Raw genomic sequence first — 17,372 nt, 5'->3', positions numbered from 1 at the left:
TAATGTCGCACTGCAACATACCTTTGTGTAGATGGAATAATGGAAACGGATCTGTTCCTGTGTGGAATAGATGATCCTTTTCTCGGAGACACCATGCCCGCACTTGTTCCTCTCGCCGCCGCCGACACGGGCAGCGCCGATGCCAACCGCTTTGCCGAGCTGGAAATGCTGATCCTGGTCGCCGAGCGCGGCAGCCTCTCGGCCGCTGCGCGCCACCTGGGCATCTCCCCCTCGGCCGTGAGCAAAAGCATGTCGCGGCTGGAGGCGCGCCTGGGCGTGCAGCTGCTGCAGCGCAGCACGCGGCGCCTGCATCTCACGCCCGAAGGCTGCCAGCTGTTCGAGCGCGGCAAGCGCGTGCTGGCCGACCTGGAGGAACTGGAGGCCTGCGTGGCCGTGCGCAGCGAACCACGCGGCCTGGTGCGCATCAACACCAGCTCATCGACCGGAAAAATGCTGCTCGTGCCCCTGGTGCCGCAATTGCTGCAGCGCCATCCCGGACTGAGCCTGGAACTGAGCTTCACGGACCAGATCGTGGACCTGGTCGAGGCCGGCACCGACATCGCCGTGCGCTGGGGCCAGCTTCCGCCCTCGGACATGGTCGCGCGCTTGCTGGGCCGCACGCGCCAGGTCATCCTGGCATCACCGGAGTACCTGGCCCGCATGGGCCGGCCCACCCATCCCGATGAGCTGGGCCACCATGTGCGCCTGGGCTGGAGCTACCAGCGCGCCATACCGCACTGGCCGTTTCTGGTGGACGGCCAGCGCGTGGCCGTCGATATCGGGGAGGTGGTGCGCGTCAACGACGGCGATGTGATGCGCGAGCTGGCGCTGCACGGCACGGGCCTGGCCCGCCTGTCGCTGTACCACGCCTGGGCCGACGTGCTCGCCGGCCGGCTGGTGCCCGTGCTGGAGGAATTCAACACGGGCGACCTGGAACCCATCCACGCCGTCTACCTGGGCAAGCCCGACCGCCTGCCCCCGCGCACGCGCGCCGTGCTCGACTTCCTGCAGGCGCATGTGGATCTGCGGCATGCGGAGCAGCTGCCGGCGCCGTCCTGAGGGGTAGCCGGCAGCGGGGGCGTCACTCCTGCTCGGCTGGCAGAGGTGCGGCGTTGAAGGACAGGTTCTCGATGATGTCGTGCAGCACGGTGGGCACTGGGTCCACGGGTGCATCGGCCGCGTAGACGATGCCTGTGCCCACGCCCTTCGGGTCAAGCAGGCGTTTGACCACCAGCACCTGTTCGGGGCGGGTGCCATTGGTGCGGGAGCTGCCTTCACCCTCGTTCACGCTGTAGACGAAGTAGTAGGAGCGCAGCAATTGGCCGTAGTTGTTGACCTTGACGCACAGGACGCCGCCCGCCAGATTGCCCCGGATCTGGTGTTCGCAACCAAACAGCCTGTCCGCCGTTTCCATCAGGCCATTGCCGTTCGCGGTGGCAGGCGTTTGCAGCTGCATATTCACCACTTCGGAAGCAACGCCTTCGCTGCCGAACGAAGTCAGCGCCCAGAGTCCCCTCAGGCTGGATGCAACGGCGGGGTAACCGAAGTTGAAACGCGAAATCGCCACTTCCTGCTCGCCGGGCAGCGTGATGAAACCCGATACGCCGCTGGTGAAGCGCATGCTGACCTGGCCCATGTTCCGGTCTTCGGAGCCTGACATCGGGCCGCTGCCCAGAAAGCGGCCGCCCTTGTAGCGGATCAGCGGAGCGGCAAAGCGGTTGTTGGTCAGCGCGCCCGAGGTCATGTAGAAGGTGGGCTGGCCGCTGGGTTCGTAGGCATACATCTGCATGACCAGCGTGCCGTTCTGTGCATCGATGGCCAGCCCGCGGCCCGGCTTTCCGTTGAGTTCGGAGGTCACGACCCAGGTGCCATTGCTGGGCATGAATGCGTGCGCCAAGCCGCAGCCCAGCAAGGTGGCCGCAGCCAGTACTTTTTTGAACATGGTCTCTCTATTGAGATGTGAAAATCCATGCGCATTCTATCTAACGTATTTACAAAAAGAAGCAATGCGCTGAATGCCGGGTAGTTTCCGCCGGCATCCCTGGAATGGATTTGCACGCCAGTGATTTGATTTTCTGGCGTACAGGATTGAGCCTTCCTGAAATCGCATGGAATCCATCGGTTCACAGGCTGGCTCTGGCATTCTCGACAGGTTGATAGATACGGGTGCTGCCTCCATCCCTCCCGGTCGCCCAGGCACACCACGCCGATACCGCTCCCGCCAACACCACATACAGGCACACCAGCCACGGGCTGCCACCGGCCGTCTTGACCAGCGCCGTCGCAATGATGGGCGTGATGCCGGACGCGAAAATGCCCGAGAACTGGTAGACGAAGGAAATGCCTGTGTAGCGCACCTTGGCGTCGAACAGGTCGCAGAAGAGGGCCGCCTCGGGACCGTAGACCGCCGCGTAGAGAATGCCGAAGGGCACGACGATGGCGATCCATATCAGCAGCACATTGCCGCCGCTGTGGGCCATGAGCCAGAAGGCCGGGAAGGCCGAGACCGCGGTGATCAGCGATCCCCACAGATACACGCGGCTGCGGCCCAGGCGATCGGACAGGCGGCCGAACAGTGGAATCGTGAAGCACATCACCACGGCGGCGACCATCACGCCGATCAATGCATCGGTGCGGCTGATCTGCAGGGTGGAGGTCAGGTAGCTGATCGAGAACACGCCGAAGACGTTGAAGAAAACGCCGTCGATATAGCGTGCGCCCATGCCCTTGAGCACATTGCCCGGATAGCGCCGCATCATGTCCATGAAGGGAATCGCGGTCTCGGCATTGCGTGCCTTGACGGCCGCGAATTCGGGCGTCTCCTTCACATGCAGGCGGATGTACATGCCCACGGCCACCATCAGGCCCGAGATCAGGAACGCGACGCGCCAGCCCCAGGCCATGAATTGCTCCTCGGTACACAGCCAGGACAGCAGGGCCACCACGCCCGAGGCCATGAACAGGCCGATGGCCAGGCCCACCTGGGGCAGGGAGGCGTAGAAGCCCCGCTTTTCCTTGGGCGCGTATTCGTAGGCCATGAGCACGGCGCCGCCCCATTCGCCGCCCAGGCCTATGCCCTGGGCCACGCGCAACAGCAGCAGCAGGATGGGCGCGGCCACGCCGATCTGCGCATGCGTGGGCAGCAGGCCGATCAGGAAGGTGGACACGCCCATGATCATCAGCGTGACCACCAGGATGCTCTTGCGCCCCACGCGGTCGCCGAAGTGCCCGAAGATCACCCCGCCCAGCGGCCGTGTGACGAAGCCCACGGCAAAGGTGGTGTAGGCCAGCAGCGTGGAGATCAGCGGATCGTCGCTGGGAAAGTACAGCTTGCTGAACACGATGCCGGCGACCACGCCGTACAGGAAGAAGTCATACCACTCGATGGTTGCGCCGATGAGCGCGGAGGTCACCACCTTGCGGATGACCCTGGGATCGGTTGCCGTCGTCATGCTGTCTCCTGGTTGTCTGTCGCATTGCCGGGATGCAGGAACGGGCAGTCATGCGACCTTGAGCTGCCCTGTCTCTCCGTGCCTGTCTTCGCGAACCATGTCGGCGGCCTTCTCGGCCATCATCACCACGGGCGCATTGGTGTTGCCCGAGACCAGGGTGGGCATGACCGAGCAATCGACCACGCGCAGCCCGGCCATGCCATGCACGCGCAGCCGCGCATCGACCACGGCCAGGGCGTCGCTGCCCATGCGGCAGGTGCCGCTGGGGTGGAAGATGGTGGCGCCGTGGTTGCGGCAGAACTCCAGCAGCTCCGCATCGCTGTGCGCATCGGGGCCGGGCTTGACCTCGCGCTTCACGAAGGGGCGCATGGCCGGCGTGTCGGCAATGGCGCGTGCGGCGCGCACCGCCGCCACGTTGGTGCGGCGGTCCAGGTCGGTGGCCAGGTAGTTGGGCTGGATGGAAGGCGGCTCGAAGGCATCGCGCGAGCGGATGCGCAACTGCCCGCGTGATTCGGGCCGCAGCTGGCAGACCGACATGGTGAAGCCCGAGTACGGATGGACCTGGCCGCCTGCCATGTCGGCCGACAGCGTGGAGACGTGGAACTGGATGTCGGGCGTGTCCGCCACGGGCCGGCCCTGCTCGTCCCTGAGCGCACGCATGAAGCAGCCGCCCTGGTTGATGCCCACGGCCAGCGCGCCCGAGCGGAACAGCAGCCACTCCAGCCCCAGCCTGGTCCTGCCCACCCAGGAATTGAGCTGGTCATTGGTGGTGATGGACTGGCTGCATTCGTAGCCCAGGCGGATCTGAAGATGGTCCTGCAGGTTCTCGCCCACGCCCGGCAGATCGTGCACCACGGGAATCCCCAGGGACTGCGACAGCGCGGCCGGGCCTATGCCCGACAGTTGCAGCAGCTGCGGCGACTGGATGGCGCCTGCCGACAGAATCACTTCGGCCCGCGCCTGGGCCTGGCGCTCCTGCCCGCCTTGCCGGTAGCGGATGCCGGTGGCGCGCCGGCCGCGCAGCACCAGCTGCGTGGCCATGGCATCGGTCTCTATGCGCAGATTGGGGCGGCGCCGGGCCTCGCCCAGATAGGCCTTGGCCGTGCTGCAGCGCAGGCCCTTGTGGGTGGTGAGCTGGTAGTAGCCTGCGCCCTCCTGGTCGCGGCCGTTGAAATCCTCGGTGCGGGGCACGCCGACCTGGCCTGCCCCGGCAATGAAGGCCTCGATCAGCGGATGCCGGGCGCCGATGTCCGAGACCTTGAGCGGCCCGTCCGCGCCATGGCCCGGGAAGGCGCCGCGCGCATTGCCTTCGGACTTCACAAAGTAGGGCAGCACCTCCTCATACGACCAGCCCGCATTGCCCAGCGCCGCCCAGTGGTCGTAGTCCTCGCGCTGGCCGCGCACGTAGATCAGGCCGTTGATGGAGCTGCTGCCGCCCAGCGTGCGGCCGCGCGGCCAGTAGATGCGCCTGCCGTTCATGTTGGGGTCCGGGTCGGTCTCGAACTTCCAGTTGTAGACGGGGCTCCACATGGTCTTGCCGTAGCCGATGGGCAGGTGGATCCAGGGCGAGCGGTCCGGCGGGCCGGCCTCCAGCAGCAGCACGCGCGTGGCCGGGTCCTCGGACAGGCGCGCGGCCAGCACGCAGCCGGCAGAGCCTGCTCCCACGATCACGTAGTCATAGCTGTCGATGGGGTCTGGCATGCAGTGGCTCCTTTTGAGTTTCTTTTGAAGGAACTATTTGTTCCTTTTTATGAAACTTATTCGTTGCCACCGTGGACTGCAACCCCGCGCAAACCCTTGCCGCCTCCTGGCGATCAGGCATGATCGAAAGCGTTTCCGGCCTTCCACACGACACGACACCGCCCCATGCCGCCATCCCTTGCCAGCGCTGCCCCGGACCCCACCCCTACACGGCAGGACGAAGCGAACTCGGTCTCCGACCGCTCGCTGGCCGTGCTCGATTTCGTCACCCAGGCCGAGGCCCCGCCGGGGCTCATGGACATTGCCGCCGCGCTCAATCTGCCCAAGGCCACGGCCTCGCGCCTGTGCTCCCACCTGGAGGCGCGGCAATGGCTGCTGCGCCACGAGGGTGACCGCAGCTTCTCCCCGGGCCCCAAGCTGCTGAGCCTGGCCGTGCGCGCCCTGCAAGCCGACCCGCGGCAGGCCCTGCGCCATGAGCTGCTGTCCCAGCTGGTGGCCCGTCTGGGCGAGACCTGCAACCTCACCGTGCTGGACGGCACGCGCGTGCGCTACCTGGACCGTGTCGAGACCCACTGGCCGCTGCGCATCCAGCTGGAGGCCGGATCGATGGTGCCCATCCACGCCACGGCCAGCGGCAAGCTGTTCCTGGCCCATATGCCTGCGGCCCGGCGCGCCGCCATTCTGGACAGCGTGGAACTCACCGCCTGCACGGCCAACACGCTGACCACGCCCGAGGCGCTGGCGCAGGAGTGCGCGCGCATCGTGCGCGAAGGCCACTCCTGCGACCGCGAGGAATTCATGCGCGGCATGATCGCCGTGGCCGTGCCCGTGCGCGATGCCAAGGGCCAGTGCCGCGCCACGCTGGCCGTACATGCGCCCGAGGCGCGCATGCCGCTGGCGCAGGCGCTGGAGGGCCTGCCGCACCTGAAGGAAACGGCCCAGCGCATGGCCGGCCTGCTCTTCTGAGGCGCTGGGCACCCCAGAAAAAAGGCCCCCACGCTACCCTTGCTGAGCAAGGTCCGCTGCCCCCCAAGGGGGCCGCTTTTTGCCTTGGGGCGGCCCGGCGGCAAAATAAGGCCCCCACGCTACCCTTGCTGCGCAAGGTCCGCTGCCCCCCAGGGGGGCGCTTTTTGCCTTGGGGCGGCCCGGCGGCAAAAAAAAGGGCCTCACTCGGAGGCCCTTGTCGTCACTGGAAGCCCAGCGTATGCGGCAACCAGGTGGACAGCGCGGGGATGAAGGTCAGCAGGCACAGCACCACGAAGTGCGCCAGCAGGAACAGCGGCATCTCGCGCGTGAGATCGGTGATGGACACGCGCGTGGCCACCGAGGTCACGAACAGCAGCCCGCCCACGGGCGGCGTGATCATGCCCAGCGTCAGGTTCACGATCACCACCATGGCGAAGTGCGTGGGATCGATGCCCAGGCTGAACGCAATGGGCGCCAGGATGGGCACCAGGATCATCACGCCGGGCAGCGGCTCCATGAAGATGCCGAACACCAGCAGCAGGATGTTCACCGCGATCAGGAACAGGGTGGGCGACAGCTCCCAGCTCACGATCAGCTCGGACAGGTACTGCGGAATGCCCTCCACCGTCAGCACCCAGGCAAAGGCCGCCGAAGTCGCCATCACCAGCAGCACCGAGGCCGTCAGCATGGCCGAGCGCGCCGCAATGCCCGGCAGCGCCGACCACTGCAGCGTGCGGTAAACCCACTTGCCGCAGACCAGGGCGTAGAACACAGCCACCACCGAAGCCTCGGTGGGCGTGAAGATGCCGAAGCGGATGCCCACCACGATGAGCACGATCAGCATCAGCGCGGGAATCGCCTTGAAGCTGTTGATCCACATCGTGCGGCCGTCAGGGCGCGGCTCGGTGGAGCGGTAGTCGCGCTTCCTGCACACCCACCAGTTCACGGCGGCCATGGCCAGCGCGATCAGGATGCCGGGGATGAAGCCGGCCATGAACAGCCCGCCCACCGACACGTTCTCATCCTGCAGCGCGTAGATGATCATGCTCACCGACGGCGGAATGATGGGCCCCACGATGGCCGTGCTGGCCGTCAGCGCCGCCGCGTAGGAGCGTGCATAGCCGGCCTTGTCCATCATCTTGACCATCATCGAGCCGGGGCCGGCCGCATCGGCCAGGGCCGAGCCCGAAATGCCCGAGAACAGCGTCAGTGACAGCACATTGGCATAGCCCAGGCCGCCGCGCAGATGGCCCACGAACTGCGCTGCAAAGCGCAGCAGCACATGCGTGAGCGCGCCGCCCGACATCAGCTCGGCCGCCAGGATGAAGAAGGGCACGGCCATCAGCGGAAAGCTGTCTATGCCCGTGAACATCTCCTTGAACACGATGAGCTGCGGATAGCGGCCGCCCACGAAGACGGCCAGCGCAGCGGAGATCGCCAGCGCGAAGGCCACCGGAAAGCCCAGCGTGAGCAGGACGATGATGGCGATGAAAAGCGTGATACCCATGATGTGTCTGCCTGGTGGATCAGATCGATGCGGCTGCGTCGGCATCCATCTCATCCGACTCCGCGAACGAGCCGTCTGCGATATACCCGCGCGCAATGAACAGCAGATGCACCAGCATCAGCACGAAGCCCACGGGCATGGCCGCGTAGACGAAGGAGATCGGAATGTCCGTGGCCGCCGTGGTCTGGAAGCGCGTGGCCCAGACGTACTGCGACGAGGCCACCGCCATCACCGCGCAGAACAGGCCCACGCCCAGCACCACGAGGCGGCGAAGCCATTGCGCCTTGCGCGTGCCCACCGAGCGGTGCAGGTTGTCGATGGCCACATGGCCACCGAAGCGCAGCACCAGGCCCGCGCCCAGGAAGGTGACCCAGATCATCATGTGCCGGGCCACTTCCTCGGCCCAGACAATGGAGTCGCCCGTGGTGTAGCGCAGCACCACATTGGCAAACACGATGCAGGCCATGGCCAGCAACAGCACGATCAGCAGCCAGCGGTTGCAGGCCACAAGGGCGCGTTCGATTCGGTTGAGCATAGGAATGGGCGAGGGCAGGAGGGGAGCGGCGCAAGGGCCGGGCTGCCGCCGGATGTCAGATCATCGGCGCGGGCGCCGTGCGGGGCCACAGGTGTTGCCCGCAGCGGGGCGCCCTGCATTGCGGGCCGCAGCCCGCAATGCGTCAGGGGATTACTTGGCGTTGGCGATGGTGTCCAGCGTCTTCTGGCCGAACTTCTTCGCGTATTCCTTGTAGGCCGGCTCCAGCGCGGTGCGGAAGGCGGCCTGGTCCACCTTCTCCACCACCTGCATGCCGTGGCTCTTGGCCTCTTCCACGCCCTTCTTCTCCACCGTGTCCACGAACACGCGCGAAGCGATGGCGCCCGACTTGGCGCCCTGCGTGAAGGCCGCCTTCTGGCTGTCGTTCAGCGTGCCCCAGAACGAGGGCGACACCAGCAGGGCCATGGGCGCGTACACATGGGCCGTCAGCGTCAGGTGCTTTTGCACCTGCCACAGCTTGGCCGAGGCCAGCACCGAGATCGGGTTCTCCTGGCCGTCGATCGTGCCCTGCTGCAGCGCACCGATCACCTCGGGCCAGGACATGGGCGTGGGCGATGCGCCCAGCGTGCGGAAGGCCGTGATGTGCACGGGGTTCTCGGTCACGCGGATCTTCAGGCCCTTGAGATCGGCCACGCCGTTGACGGCGTGCTTGTTGTTGGACAGGTGGCGAAAGCCCTGCTCACCCCAGGCCAGCGCGACCAGGCCGCGCTTGCTGAACTTGGCCAGCAGCTCCTGGCCGAAGGCGCCGTCCAGCACGGCGCGCGCATGCTGCGTGTCGCGGAACAGGAAGGGAATGTCCACCACGCCCACATCGGGCACGAAGTTGCTGATGGCGCCCGTCGAGACGATGGCCGCCTCCACCGTGCCCAGCTGCAGGCCCTCGATCAGCTCGCGCTCGCCGCCCAGGGCGGACGCGGGGAACTGCTTGAACTTGTAGGCGCCGTTCGTGCCCTTTTCCACCGCATCGGCCCAGGCCTGGGCGGCCGCGCCGTAGTGCGAATTCACGGCCAGGGCGTAGCCCACCTTGACCTCCTTGGTCTGGGCCAGTACGGCGCCAGCCGAAGCAGCCGCCATGGCGGCCACGCAGGTCGAAAGAAGGGTGCGGCGGATCATTTGCATAGCGGCAGTCTCACTTGTTGTGTGTTGAAAAATGGCCCCCACGCTCCCCTTGCAGGGCAAGGCCTGCGGTCCCCCGCAGGGGGCCGCTTTTCATCCTGGGGCAGCCCGGCGATGAAAAAAAAGAGCCCATGGATTGTAGTGACCACTCCCCTTGTGGCGACCACGTACAAAGCGCTCGTCATGTGCGTTGAGGTGCATCTGATTTGGCGATGCCATAGGTGCTGAAATGACAAACGCCCGATGCGCGCAAGCGTCATCGGGCGTCGGGTTCAGATGGAGCGGGTCAGCTCATTACCACTCAGCGTGCCCCGATCCGCTCGAACTCGCTCTCCACCGCCGCATGCGCTTTCAGGATGCTTTGCGAAGGCGCAGGGCCCATGCGGCTGACGACCACCGTGGCCAGCCAGGCCAGGATGAAGCCGGGGATGATCTCGTACAGGCCCAGCCAGCCGAACTGCTTCCACACCAGCACCGTCACGGCGCCGGTGATGATGCCGGCCAGCGCGCCGCCGCGCGTCATGCGGCTCCAGAACAGCGACAGGATGATCACCGGGCCGAAGGCGGCGCCGAAGCCGGCCCAAGCGTAGCTGACCATGCCCAGCACCTTGGAGTCGGGGTTGCTGGCGATGGCGATGGCGATCAAGGCCACCAGCAGCACCATGGCGCGGCCGACCCAGACCAGTTCGATCTGGCTGGCGTTCTTGCGCAGGAAGGTGCGGTAGACGTCTTCGGTCAGCGCGCTGGAGCACACCAGCAGCTGGCACGACAGCGTGCTCATCACGGCTGCCAGGATGGCCGCCAGCAGTGCGCCCGAGATCCAGGGGTTGAACAGCTGCTTGGTGATTTCCATGAACACCGTCTCGGCATTGGCGTTCACGGCGGCCGCGCCAGCGGGGTTGGCCGCGAAGTAGGGGATGCCGATGAAGCCCACGGCCACGGCGCCGGCCAGGCACAGGATCATCCAGGTCATGCTGATGCGGCGGGCCGAGGGAATGGTCTGCACCGACGATGCCGCCATGAAGCGCACCAGGATGTGCGGCTGGCCGAAGTAGCCCAGGCCCCAGGCCAGCAGCGAGACCACGCCCACGAAGCTGGCGCCACGGAACAGGTCGAACTTCTCTGCCGCCACGATGGCGTGCAGGTCCTGGCCCGGCTGCAGATGGCCCTGCACGGCCAGCCAGGCGATCACGGGCGCCAGGATCAGGGCCGTGATCATCATCGAGGCCTGGATGGTGTCCGTCCAGCTCACGGCCAGGAAGCCGCCGATGAACACATAGGCGATGGTGCACAGCGCGCCCACCCACAGGGCCGTGCTGTAGGGCATGCCGAACATGTTCTCGAACAGGCGCGCGCCCGCCACCACGCCCGAGGCGCAGTACAGCGTGAAGAACACCAGAATCACCACGGCCGTCACGATGCGCAGCACGTTGGAGTGATCCTCGAAGCGGTTGGCCAGGTAGTCGGGCAGCGTCAGCGCATTGCCGGCACGCTCGGTGTACAGGCGCAGCCGCGCCGCCACCAGGCGCCAGTTCAGGTAGGCGCCCAGGATCAGGCCGATGGCGATCCAGGCTTCCGACAGGCCGGACAGGTAGATGGCTCCGGGCAGGCCCATCAGCAGCCAGCCGCTCATGTCCGAGGCACCGGCCGACAGCGCCGTCACGAAGCTGCCCAGGCTGCGGCCGCCCAGGATGTAGTCGGAAAGATTCTTGGTGCTGAAGTAGCCGATGGCGCCGATGCCGAGCATGGCGACCAGGTAGATGGCGAACATGATCGCCGTCGGGTCGTTCCAGTTGAATTGCATTGAAGTGTCCTGCGTTGGTCGTGTTTTTTCGGGTGGTGCGGGGCGCTTGCCAGGGGCCGGTTGTGCCGGCCCCGGCGGTTCAAGCCATGGTCATCAGTTGAGCGTTTCCGCCTGCGGCAGCGGTATTGGTGCTGATGGATTGCTCGTGGAACAGCGCGGCCAGGTCATAGCCGCGGCCCGCATGCAGCTCGTCGCTGTTGCGGCTTTCCACGCGCACCAGGGCACCGTCGCGCGCGGCGACCTGGGCGCAGACCTGCAGCAGGGCGTCGCCATCGCCCTCGAACAGCAAGGCCGCCATGGGCGCTGCCGAATCGCCCAGGGAGTCGGCGCTGGCGCTGTGCAGCCATGGCACACCGGCATCGCCCGCAGCGGCGCGCAGCGCCTGCCAGGTGGCGGCGCAGCCGCTGTCGGCGCCTGTTCCGTTGTCGGGCAGCACCGCATGGCAGGCGTTGCCGCTGGCCAGGGCTGCTGCCACCTGGGCCACCAGGCCCAGCGGCGTACGCGGCAGTGCCCAGACGGGGCCGCGCGGCAGCAGGCGGTAGCGGTTGGATTCGCCCGTGGGGCCGGGCAGCGGCATGGCCGCGTCCAGGCGCGATGCGGAGGCTGCCGCGTCACAGGCGGCCAGGGCCTGCACCTGCTCGTCGGCGGACATGGCATCCGGCGGCGCCTTGGACAGCGTCTCGCGCAGCAGGCCCAACAGCTGCAGCGGCGCCTGGACGGGCGACTCCGCCCGTGCGAAGACCGACAGCGCCGCGCTGGCAGGCCCCTGCACCAAGCGGTGCAGATACAGCGGGCCGCCGGCCTTGGGGCCCGTGCCCGACAGGCCCATGCCGCCAAAGGGCTGCACGCCCACCATGGCGCCGATCACATTGCGGTTCACATAGATGTTGCCCGCATGCACGCGCTGGGTGAGGTGGGCAATGGTCTCGTCGATGCGGCTGTGCACGCCGAAGGTCAGGCCGTAGCCGGTGGCGTTGATGCCATCGACCAGCGCGTCCAGCTGCTCACGCCTGAAGCGGATCACGTGCAGCACGGGGCCGAAGACCTCGCGCTGCAGGCGCTCCGTGCTGTCGATCTCGATGAGGGCGGGTGCCACATAGTGGCCGTTGAGCACGCCGTCCTTGCGCTCCACGCGGGTGACCTTCTGGCCCGCTGCGGCCATCTGCTCTATGTGCTCCTCGATCTGGCGGCGTGCCGCGTCGTCGATCACGGGGCCCACATCGGTGCTCAGGCGGTCGGGGTTGCCCAGCGTCCACTCCTGCAGCGCATCGCGCAGCATGGTCAGCGTGCGGTCGGCCACCTCTTCCTGCAGGCACAGCAGACGCAGGGCAGAGCAGCGCTGGCCGGCCGAGTCGAAGGCCGAGGCCAGCACATCGGCCACCACCTGCTCGGCCAGGGCCGAGGAGTCCACCACCATGGCGTTCTGGCCGCCGGTCTCGGCAACCAGCGCAATGGGGCGGCCTGCGGGCGACAGGCGGCGCGACAGCTGGCGCGCAATCAGGCGTGACACCTCGGTGGAGCCCGTGAACATCACGCCGGCCACCAGCGGATGCGCCACCAGGGCGGCGCCCACGGTCTCGCCCGCACCGGGCACCAGCTGCAGTGCATCGCGTGGCACGCCGGCCTCGTGCAGCAGGGCCACCATGGCGGCGGCCGTCAGCGGGGTCTGCTCGGCGGGCTTGGCCAGCACGGTATTGCCGGCAGCCAGGGCTGCGGCCACCTGTCCGCAGAAGATGGCCAGCGGAAAATTCCAGGGGCTGATGGCCAGCACCACGCCCAGCGGGCGCTGCGTGGCGTTGTCGAAATGCGCAGCTACCTGGGCGCCGTAATAGCGCAGGAAGTCCACCGCCTCGCGGATCTCGGCCACCGCGTTGGGCAGGGTCTTGCCGGCCTCTCGCATGATCAGGCCCATCAGCGGCTGGCTGCGCTGCTCCAGCAGATCGGCGGCGCGGGCCAGCGCATCGGCGCGGGCGGCAGCAGGCGTGCCGGCCCAGATCGGCGCGGCCTGGGCGGCGCGGGTGGCGCAGGCCTCGGCCTCCGCAGCGGTGGCCTCGCGCACCCAGCCCACGATGTCGGACAGCTCGGCCGGATTGCGCATGGCCTGCCAGCCCTCGGCACGCGCCGGGTCGGCAGGCAGGTCGGCCTCTGCGGGCGCGGCCAGATAAGTCTGGCGCGTGCTGTGCAGCAGTGCGGCGGCCAATGAGGCCAGCTGCTGCTCGTGCGCCAGATTCAGGCCCTGGGAATTGGCGCGGGCCTGCGCGTCTTTCTCGCCCTGCCGTGCAAACAGGTCGGCCGGCAGTGCAATGCGCGGGTGCGGCGCACCCAGCCGGCCTTCAACGCGGGCGATCTTCATCACCTCGTCCACCGGGTCGGCCACCAGCTCGGAGACCGGCACGGAGGCGTCGCCGATGCGGTTCACGAACGAGGTGTTGGCACCGTTTTCCAGCAGGCGGCGCACCAGATAGGCCAGCAGCGTCTCATGGCTGCCCACGGGCGCATAGATGCGGCAGGGGCGGGCCAGCTTGCCTTCGGAGGCCGGGCCCGTCACCTGTGCGTACAGCGGCTCGCCCATGCCGTGCAGGCACTGGAACTCGTACTGGCCGCTGTAGTAGCTGCCGCCCACAGCCTGGGCCATGTGGTAGATGCTGGCCAGCGTCTGCGCGTTGTGCGTGGCGAACTGGGGGTAGACGGCGTCGGGCGCATCCAGAAGCTTGCGCGCGCAGGCCAGGTAGCTCACGTCCGTATAGACCTTGCGCGTATAGACGGGGTAACCGGCCTGGCCGCCTTCCTGGGCGCGCTTGATCTCGCTGTCCCAATAGGCGCCCTTGACCAGCCGCACCATCAGGCGGCGGCGGCTGCGGCGGGCCAGGTCCACCAGGTGGTCCAGCACCTGCGGGCAGCGCTTTTGATAGGCCTGCACCACGAAGCCTATGCCGTTCCAGCCCTTGAGCGAGGGCGCGGCACACAAGGCCTCCAGCAGGTCCAGCGACAGCTCCAGCCGGTCGGCCTCTTCGGCGTCGATGTTCATGCCGATGTCGTACTGCTTGGCCATCTCGGCCAGCCGCAGCACGCGCGGCAGCAGCTCGGCCATCACACGCTCGTACTGCGCGCGGCTGTAGCGCGGGTGCAGGGCCGACAGCTTGATGGAGATGCCCGGCCCCTCGAAGATGCCGCGCCCGTTGGACGCCGCGCCGATCGCGTGGATGGCCTGCTCGTAGGCCTGCAGGTAGCGCTGTGCGTCGGAATCGGTGGCGGCCGCCTCGCCCAGCATGTCGTAGCTGTAGCGAAAGCCCTGCTTTTCATAGGCGCGGCTGTTGGCCAGCGCCTCGGCAATGTCCTGGCCCGTCACGAACTGCTCGCCCATCAGCTTCATGGCGCGGTGCACGCCCTGGCGGATCAGGGGCTCGCCGCCCTTGCCGATCACGCGCGTCAGCGCCGAAGACAGGTTCTTCTCGCTGCTGGTGGATGTGAGCTTGCCCGTCAGCACCAGGCCCCAGGCCGCCGCGTTCACGAACAGCGAGGGCGAGCGGCCCACATGGGCACGCCAGTCGCCCTTGCTGATCTTGTCGCGGATCAGCGCATCGCGCGTGGCGCGGTCGGGAATGCGCAGCAGCGCCTCGGCCAGGCACATCAGCGCCACGCCTTCCTGGCTGGACAGGGAAAACTCCTGCACCAGCGCCGCCACGCCGCTGCCGGCCGGCGCATCGCGCAGGCCCTGTACCAGCCGGGTCGCCAGCTCGCGCACCCTGTCGGCCTGCTGGGCATCCTGGGCGCGTGCCAGCGGCAGCAGCACGGGCAGGCACTCGGGCTCGGGCCGGTGCCAGGCGGCCGTGATGGCAGCGCGCAACGGCGTCTGCGGCAGGATGGATTGGGCGAATTCCAGAAAGGGTTGCACCTCTTGGCTGGTGTTGGGTTGCGCCTCTTCGATCGTGACATCGCCAGGGCTGTCGCCTGCGCCTGCAAGCCGGATGGTGGTTGCGCCGCGCTCCAGGGCATCGACGTACCGGACGACGGCCTGCTTGATCAGCCAGTGCGGTGTGCGCCCGATCTGCTGGGCGGAGATGCGGATGCGCTCGCGCAGGGCGTCATCAACCTTGATGCCTACGGTGGTGGACATGGTGTGTCAGTGAGGAATGGAAAGGTGGGAAATGCGAATGGAGATGCACCATGAAGAAGACATGGTGCAACCTTGCTTGGTTGAAATGTCGCAGAGGTTGCGACGTTTTTGGACTGGGGTTAACCCTTTTGTCTCGCGGCCCAAGCCGATACCGCCGTGTTACGGCCGTGCTGCGACCGGCCTACTGGTAGTCGATGGTGAAGGTCGCCAAGGCATTTGCACTGCCACCGCCGCTCACGGTATTCCTGATCTGCCGGTAGCGCGCCTCCAGGTCGATCTGGAAATTTGCCGTGCCCTGCGAAATCGTGCCCGCCTGCCAGCCGTTGGCTGCGCCAAAGCCCTGGACCGCGCCATTTCTCAGCACCTCCACGCCAACGCCGCTGACCTGCGAGCCGGTCAGCGCCAGCACTGAGGGGACTTGCGTGTCCGTCGTGCCCGACAGCGTCACGAAAGGCTTGATCTGGGTGTTCGGGTCGCCGCCGGAGCAGCTCAGCTCGATGGAGAAGGGCACCTTGTCCGTGGTCGCACCCAAACCCGTGAAGCGTGTGTCGGGATGCGTGCCCAGCGGTACGCTGATGCTGTCCGACACCAGCGTGCAGGTGGGATTGGTGGGGACCAGGGTGACACCGGAGAAAACGTATTGCGCGGCGAGTGCTCCGGCAATTTTCATTTCCATGTATGGTCCTGCCAGTTGGATATCTCCAAAAATAGTACTGATGGGTCCTGTTTTTATGAATTCTATTGTAATGATGAAATTTTCTCCCTCGGGAATGGGATACGAATTTGTCAGTATGGGCAGTTCGTTGGGAATTGTTCCAATCCCCTTCATCGATATGCGCAATCCTATTCCGGAGACATTGCTGGGGTAGATTCTGACATCAGGTGCTCCGATTCCTGAAAATGAAGGTCTGCTAGCGCCGGAGCAAACCACTTGCGCAATTATTGATGAATGAGTCTTGTTGTTGACTACTGGTTTAATCGGAATTGTTGCAAACACTTTGCCGTTTGGTTCGGAGTTTATGTTGATGGGTAAACTCAGGACCTGATTCACGGGGTAAGATGCAATGTAATGGTTCTTTCCATCAGTGGTCGGATTGGAGTCAGCCGGCATGCAGATTGCTGCATGGGATGCGGAAATGGTGGAAAAAATGATTCCCATGGAAAATGCGAAAAGCTTGTATATATTCATTCTGGTTCTCCATCTGGAATCAAGGCGCCACTTCGAAAGAACAACGTGGCGTCTTGTGCCGTGTGCCGTTAGCCCTGGCATGTGCAGGCGCATGGCATCTCTGAGGAGTGCAGCGCCTGCTCCAAGGCCCTCGCAAAGGCAGGCTTGGGATCAGTGGCGGTTGAACGAAAGCTGGGCGACACTGGAACTTCCCATGACCGGCTTGATGCCTGGCAGTTCATCCGCAAGGCAGGATGGAGCTTTGGCGATCATTTCCGGCAGCCTGCCCTCAGCAGCGGGGCGACCGGAAGAATGGGCGACGGCGGCCGTGGCCGGGTTCTCTGCGCTGAGGCTCGCGGTGCAGAACGGACCGGTCGGAGCGGTGGCCTCACGGTCAAACTGGTATTGGGCGATGACCACGTCGTCGACCTTGTATTGAAGGAAAACCCCTTTGAGGGGTCCTGCCTGTTTGATCGGGCCAATCTTCACCAGATAGATATAGATGGGAGCATCGGACAGTTCCTGGATGGGAAAGTAGCTCTGTATTGCATTGCTTGGGTCGGTCGGAACAGGCATTTTTCTGAAATCTATGCGCAGTCCTATGCCGGGAATGGAGCTCTCATAAGCCCGGTGCTTCTGGTGAAAGGTGCCCACGCCATACCAGCCAGAGGTTTGGTATTTTGCACAGAACATTGCACCCCCTTTCATTCCAGTATATTTCTTGTTGATGATATAAGGGAGAAAGGCGACGCGGCCCACTACACTGCCGATTGCACGAGATTCAATATCAAACGGCAGTGGGACCTCCAGCGTTCTACTGGGCAGGAGGACATAGTGATTTTTGCCATCGTTGATGGAATTGCCGACTCCATCGTTAGAGCAAAAAGCTTGCGCGTATGCCTGGCCTATGGAAAAAATGAAGAGTACTGAGGACAATGCGATGGCACGGGTAATGGTCATGAAAATGCTCCGTTGCTGAAAGAAAAGG

At 65.7% G+C, this 17,372-nt stretch carries 12 protein-coding genes; 2 read left to right on the top strand and 10 right to left on the bottom strand.

What is annotated here, in order from left to right:
- The first annotated feature begins 93 nt into the window (after window positions 1-93).
- A complete protein-coding gene (locus tag PO605_RS18385) occupies window positions 94-1,059 on the top strand; it encodes a LysR family transcriptional regulator (RefSeq protein WP_047470127.1) in 966 nt (321 codons plus the stop codon).
- Between the two features lie 22 nt (window positions 1,060-1,081).
- On the opposite strand, the gene PO605_RS18380 is transcribed toward PO605_RS18385, so the two are convergent.
- From PO605_RS18380 to PO605_RS18370, 3 genes are all read right to left on the bottom strand, one after another.
- The gene (locus PO605_RS18380) at window positions 1,082-1,942 is read right to left on the bottom strand and encodes a hypothetical protein (protein ID WP_047470124.1); all 861 of its coding nucleotides are present in this window, start codon (window positions 1,940-1,942) and stop codon (window positions 1,082-1,084) included.
- A 181-nt stretch (window positions 1,943-2,123) separates the two neighbouring features.
- Window positions 2,124-3,452 carry an MFS transporter gene (locus PO605_RS18375; protein ID WP_047470121.1) on the bottom strand — a complete coding sequence of 443 codons (1,329 nt, stop codon included), beginning with the start codon at window positions 3,450-3,452 and terminating at the stop codon, window positions 2,124-2,126.
- A 48-nt stretch (window positions 3,453-3,500) separates the two neighbouring features.
- Entirely contained in the window at window positions 3,501-5,153 is a 1,653-nt protein-coding gene (locus tag PO605_RS18370; RefSeq protein ID WP_047470117.1) for a GMC family oxidoreductase, read from the bottom strand.
- Window positions 5,154-5,318: 165 nt separating this feature from the next.
- Between PO605_RS18370 and PO605_RS18365 the strand changes: the two genes are divergently transcribed.
- The gene (locus PO605_RS18365; protein WP_047470115.1) at window positions 5,319-6,119 is read left to right on the top strand and encodes an IclR family transcriptional regulator; all 801 of its coding nucleotides are present in this window, start codon (window positions 5,319-5,321) and stop codon (window positions 6,117-6,119) included.
- A gap of 220 nt (window positions 6,120-6,339) precedes the next feature.
- On the opposite strand, the gene PO605_RS18360 is transcribed toward PO605_RS18365, so the two are convergent.
- The 7 genes from PO605_RS18360 to PO605_RS18330 form a co-directional block, all read right to left on the bottom strand.
- On the bottom strand, window positions 6,340-7,626 hold the full coding sequence (locus PO605_RS18360; protein ID WP_047327929.1) for a TRAP transporter large permease: 1,287 nt from the start codon (window positions 7,624-7,626) through the stop codon (window positions 6,340-6,342).
- A 19-nt stretch (window positions 7,627-7,645) separates the two neighbouring features.
- Window positions 7,646-8,161, bottom strand: coding sequence for a TRAP transporter small permease (locus tag PO605_RS18355; RefSeq protein ID WP_013800419.1), 516 nt, complete (start codon window positions 8,159-8,161; stop codon window positions 7,646-7,648).
- 150 nt (window positions 8,162-8,311) lie between these two features.
- Window positions 8,312-9,298 (bottom strand): TRAP transporter substrate-binding protein, encoded by a 987-nt coding sequence (locus PO605_RS18350; RefSeq protein WP_016450058.1) that lies wholly within the window; start codon window positions 9,296-9,298, stop codon window positions 8,312-8,314.
- Between the two features lie 298 nt (window positions 9,299-9,596).
- On the bottom strand, window positions 9,597-11,099 hold the full coding sequence (gene putP / locus PO605_RS18345) for a sodium/proline symporter PutP (protein WP_047470111.1): 1,503 nt from the start codon (window positions 11,097-11,099) through the stop codon (window positions 9,597-9,599).
- Between the two features lie 79 nt (window positions 11,100-11,178).
- Window positions 11,179-15,216: a trifunctional transcriptional regulator/proline dehydrogenase/L-glutamate gamma-semialdehyde dehydrogenase gene (gene putA / locus PO605_RS18340; protein WP_272206720.1), complete on the bottom strand. Its 4,038-nt coding sequence runs from the start codon at window positions 15,214-15,216 to the stop codon at window positions 11,179-11,181.
- 181 nt (window positions 15,217-15,397) lie between these two features.
- Window positions 15,398-16,405, bottom strand: a complete 1,008-nt coding sequence (locus tag PO605_RS18335) for a fimbrial protein (protein WP_197065175.1) — start codon at window positions 16,403-16,405, stop codon at window positions 15,398-15,400.
- Between the two features lie 150 nt (window positions 16,406-16,555).
- Window positions 16,556-17,344, bottom strand: coding sequence for a hypothetical protein (locus PO605_RS18330; protein ID WP_047473725.1), 789 nt, complete (start codon window positions 17,342-17,344; stop codon window positions 16,556-16,558).
- Window positions 17,345-17,372 lie beyond the last annotated feature (28 nt).

This window comes from Delftia sp. DT-2 (assembly GCF_028401915.1).
GTDB lineage: Bacteria > Pseudomonadota > Gammaproteobacteria > Burkholderiales > Burkholderiaceae_C > Comamonas > Comamonas tsuruhatensis.
The sequence above is the reverse complement of the archived record's forward strand: the minus strand, read 5'-3'. Positions and strand labels throughout refer to the sequence as shown.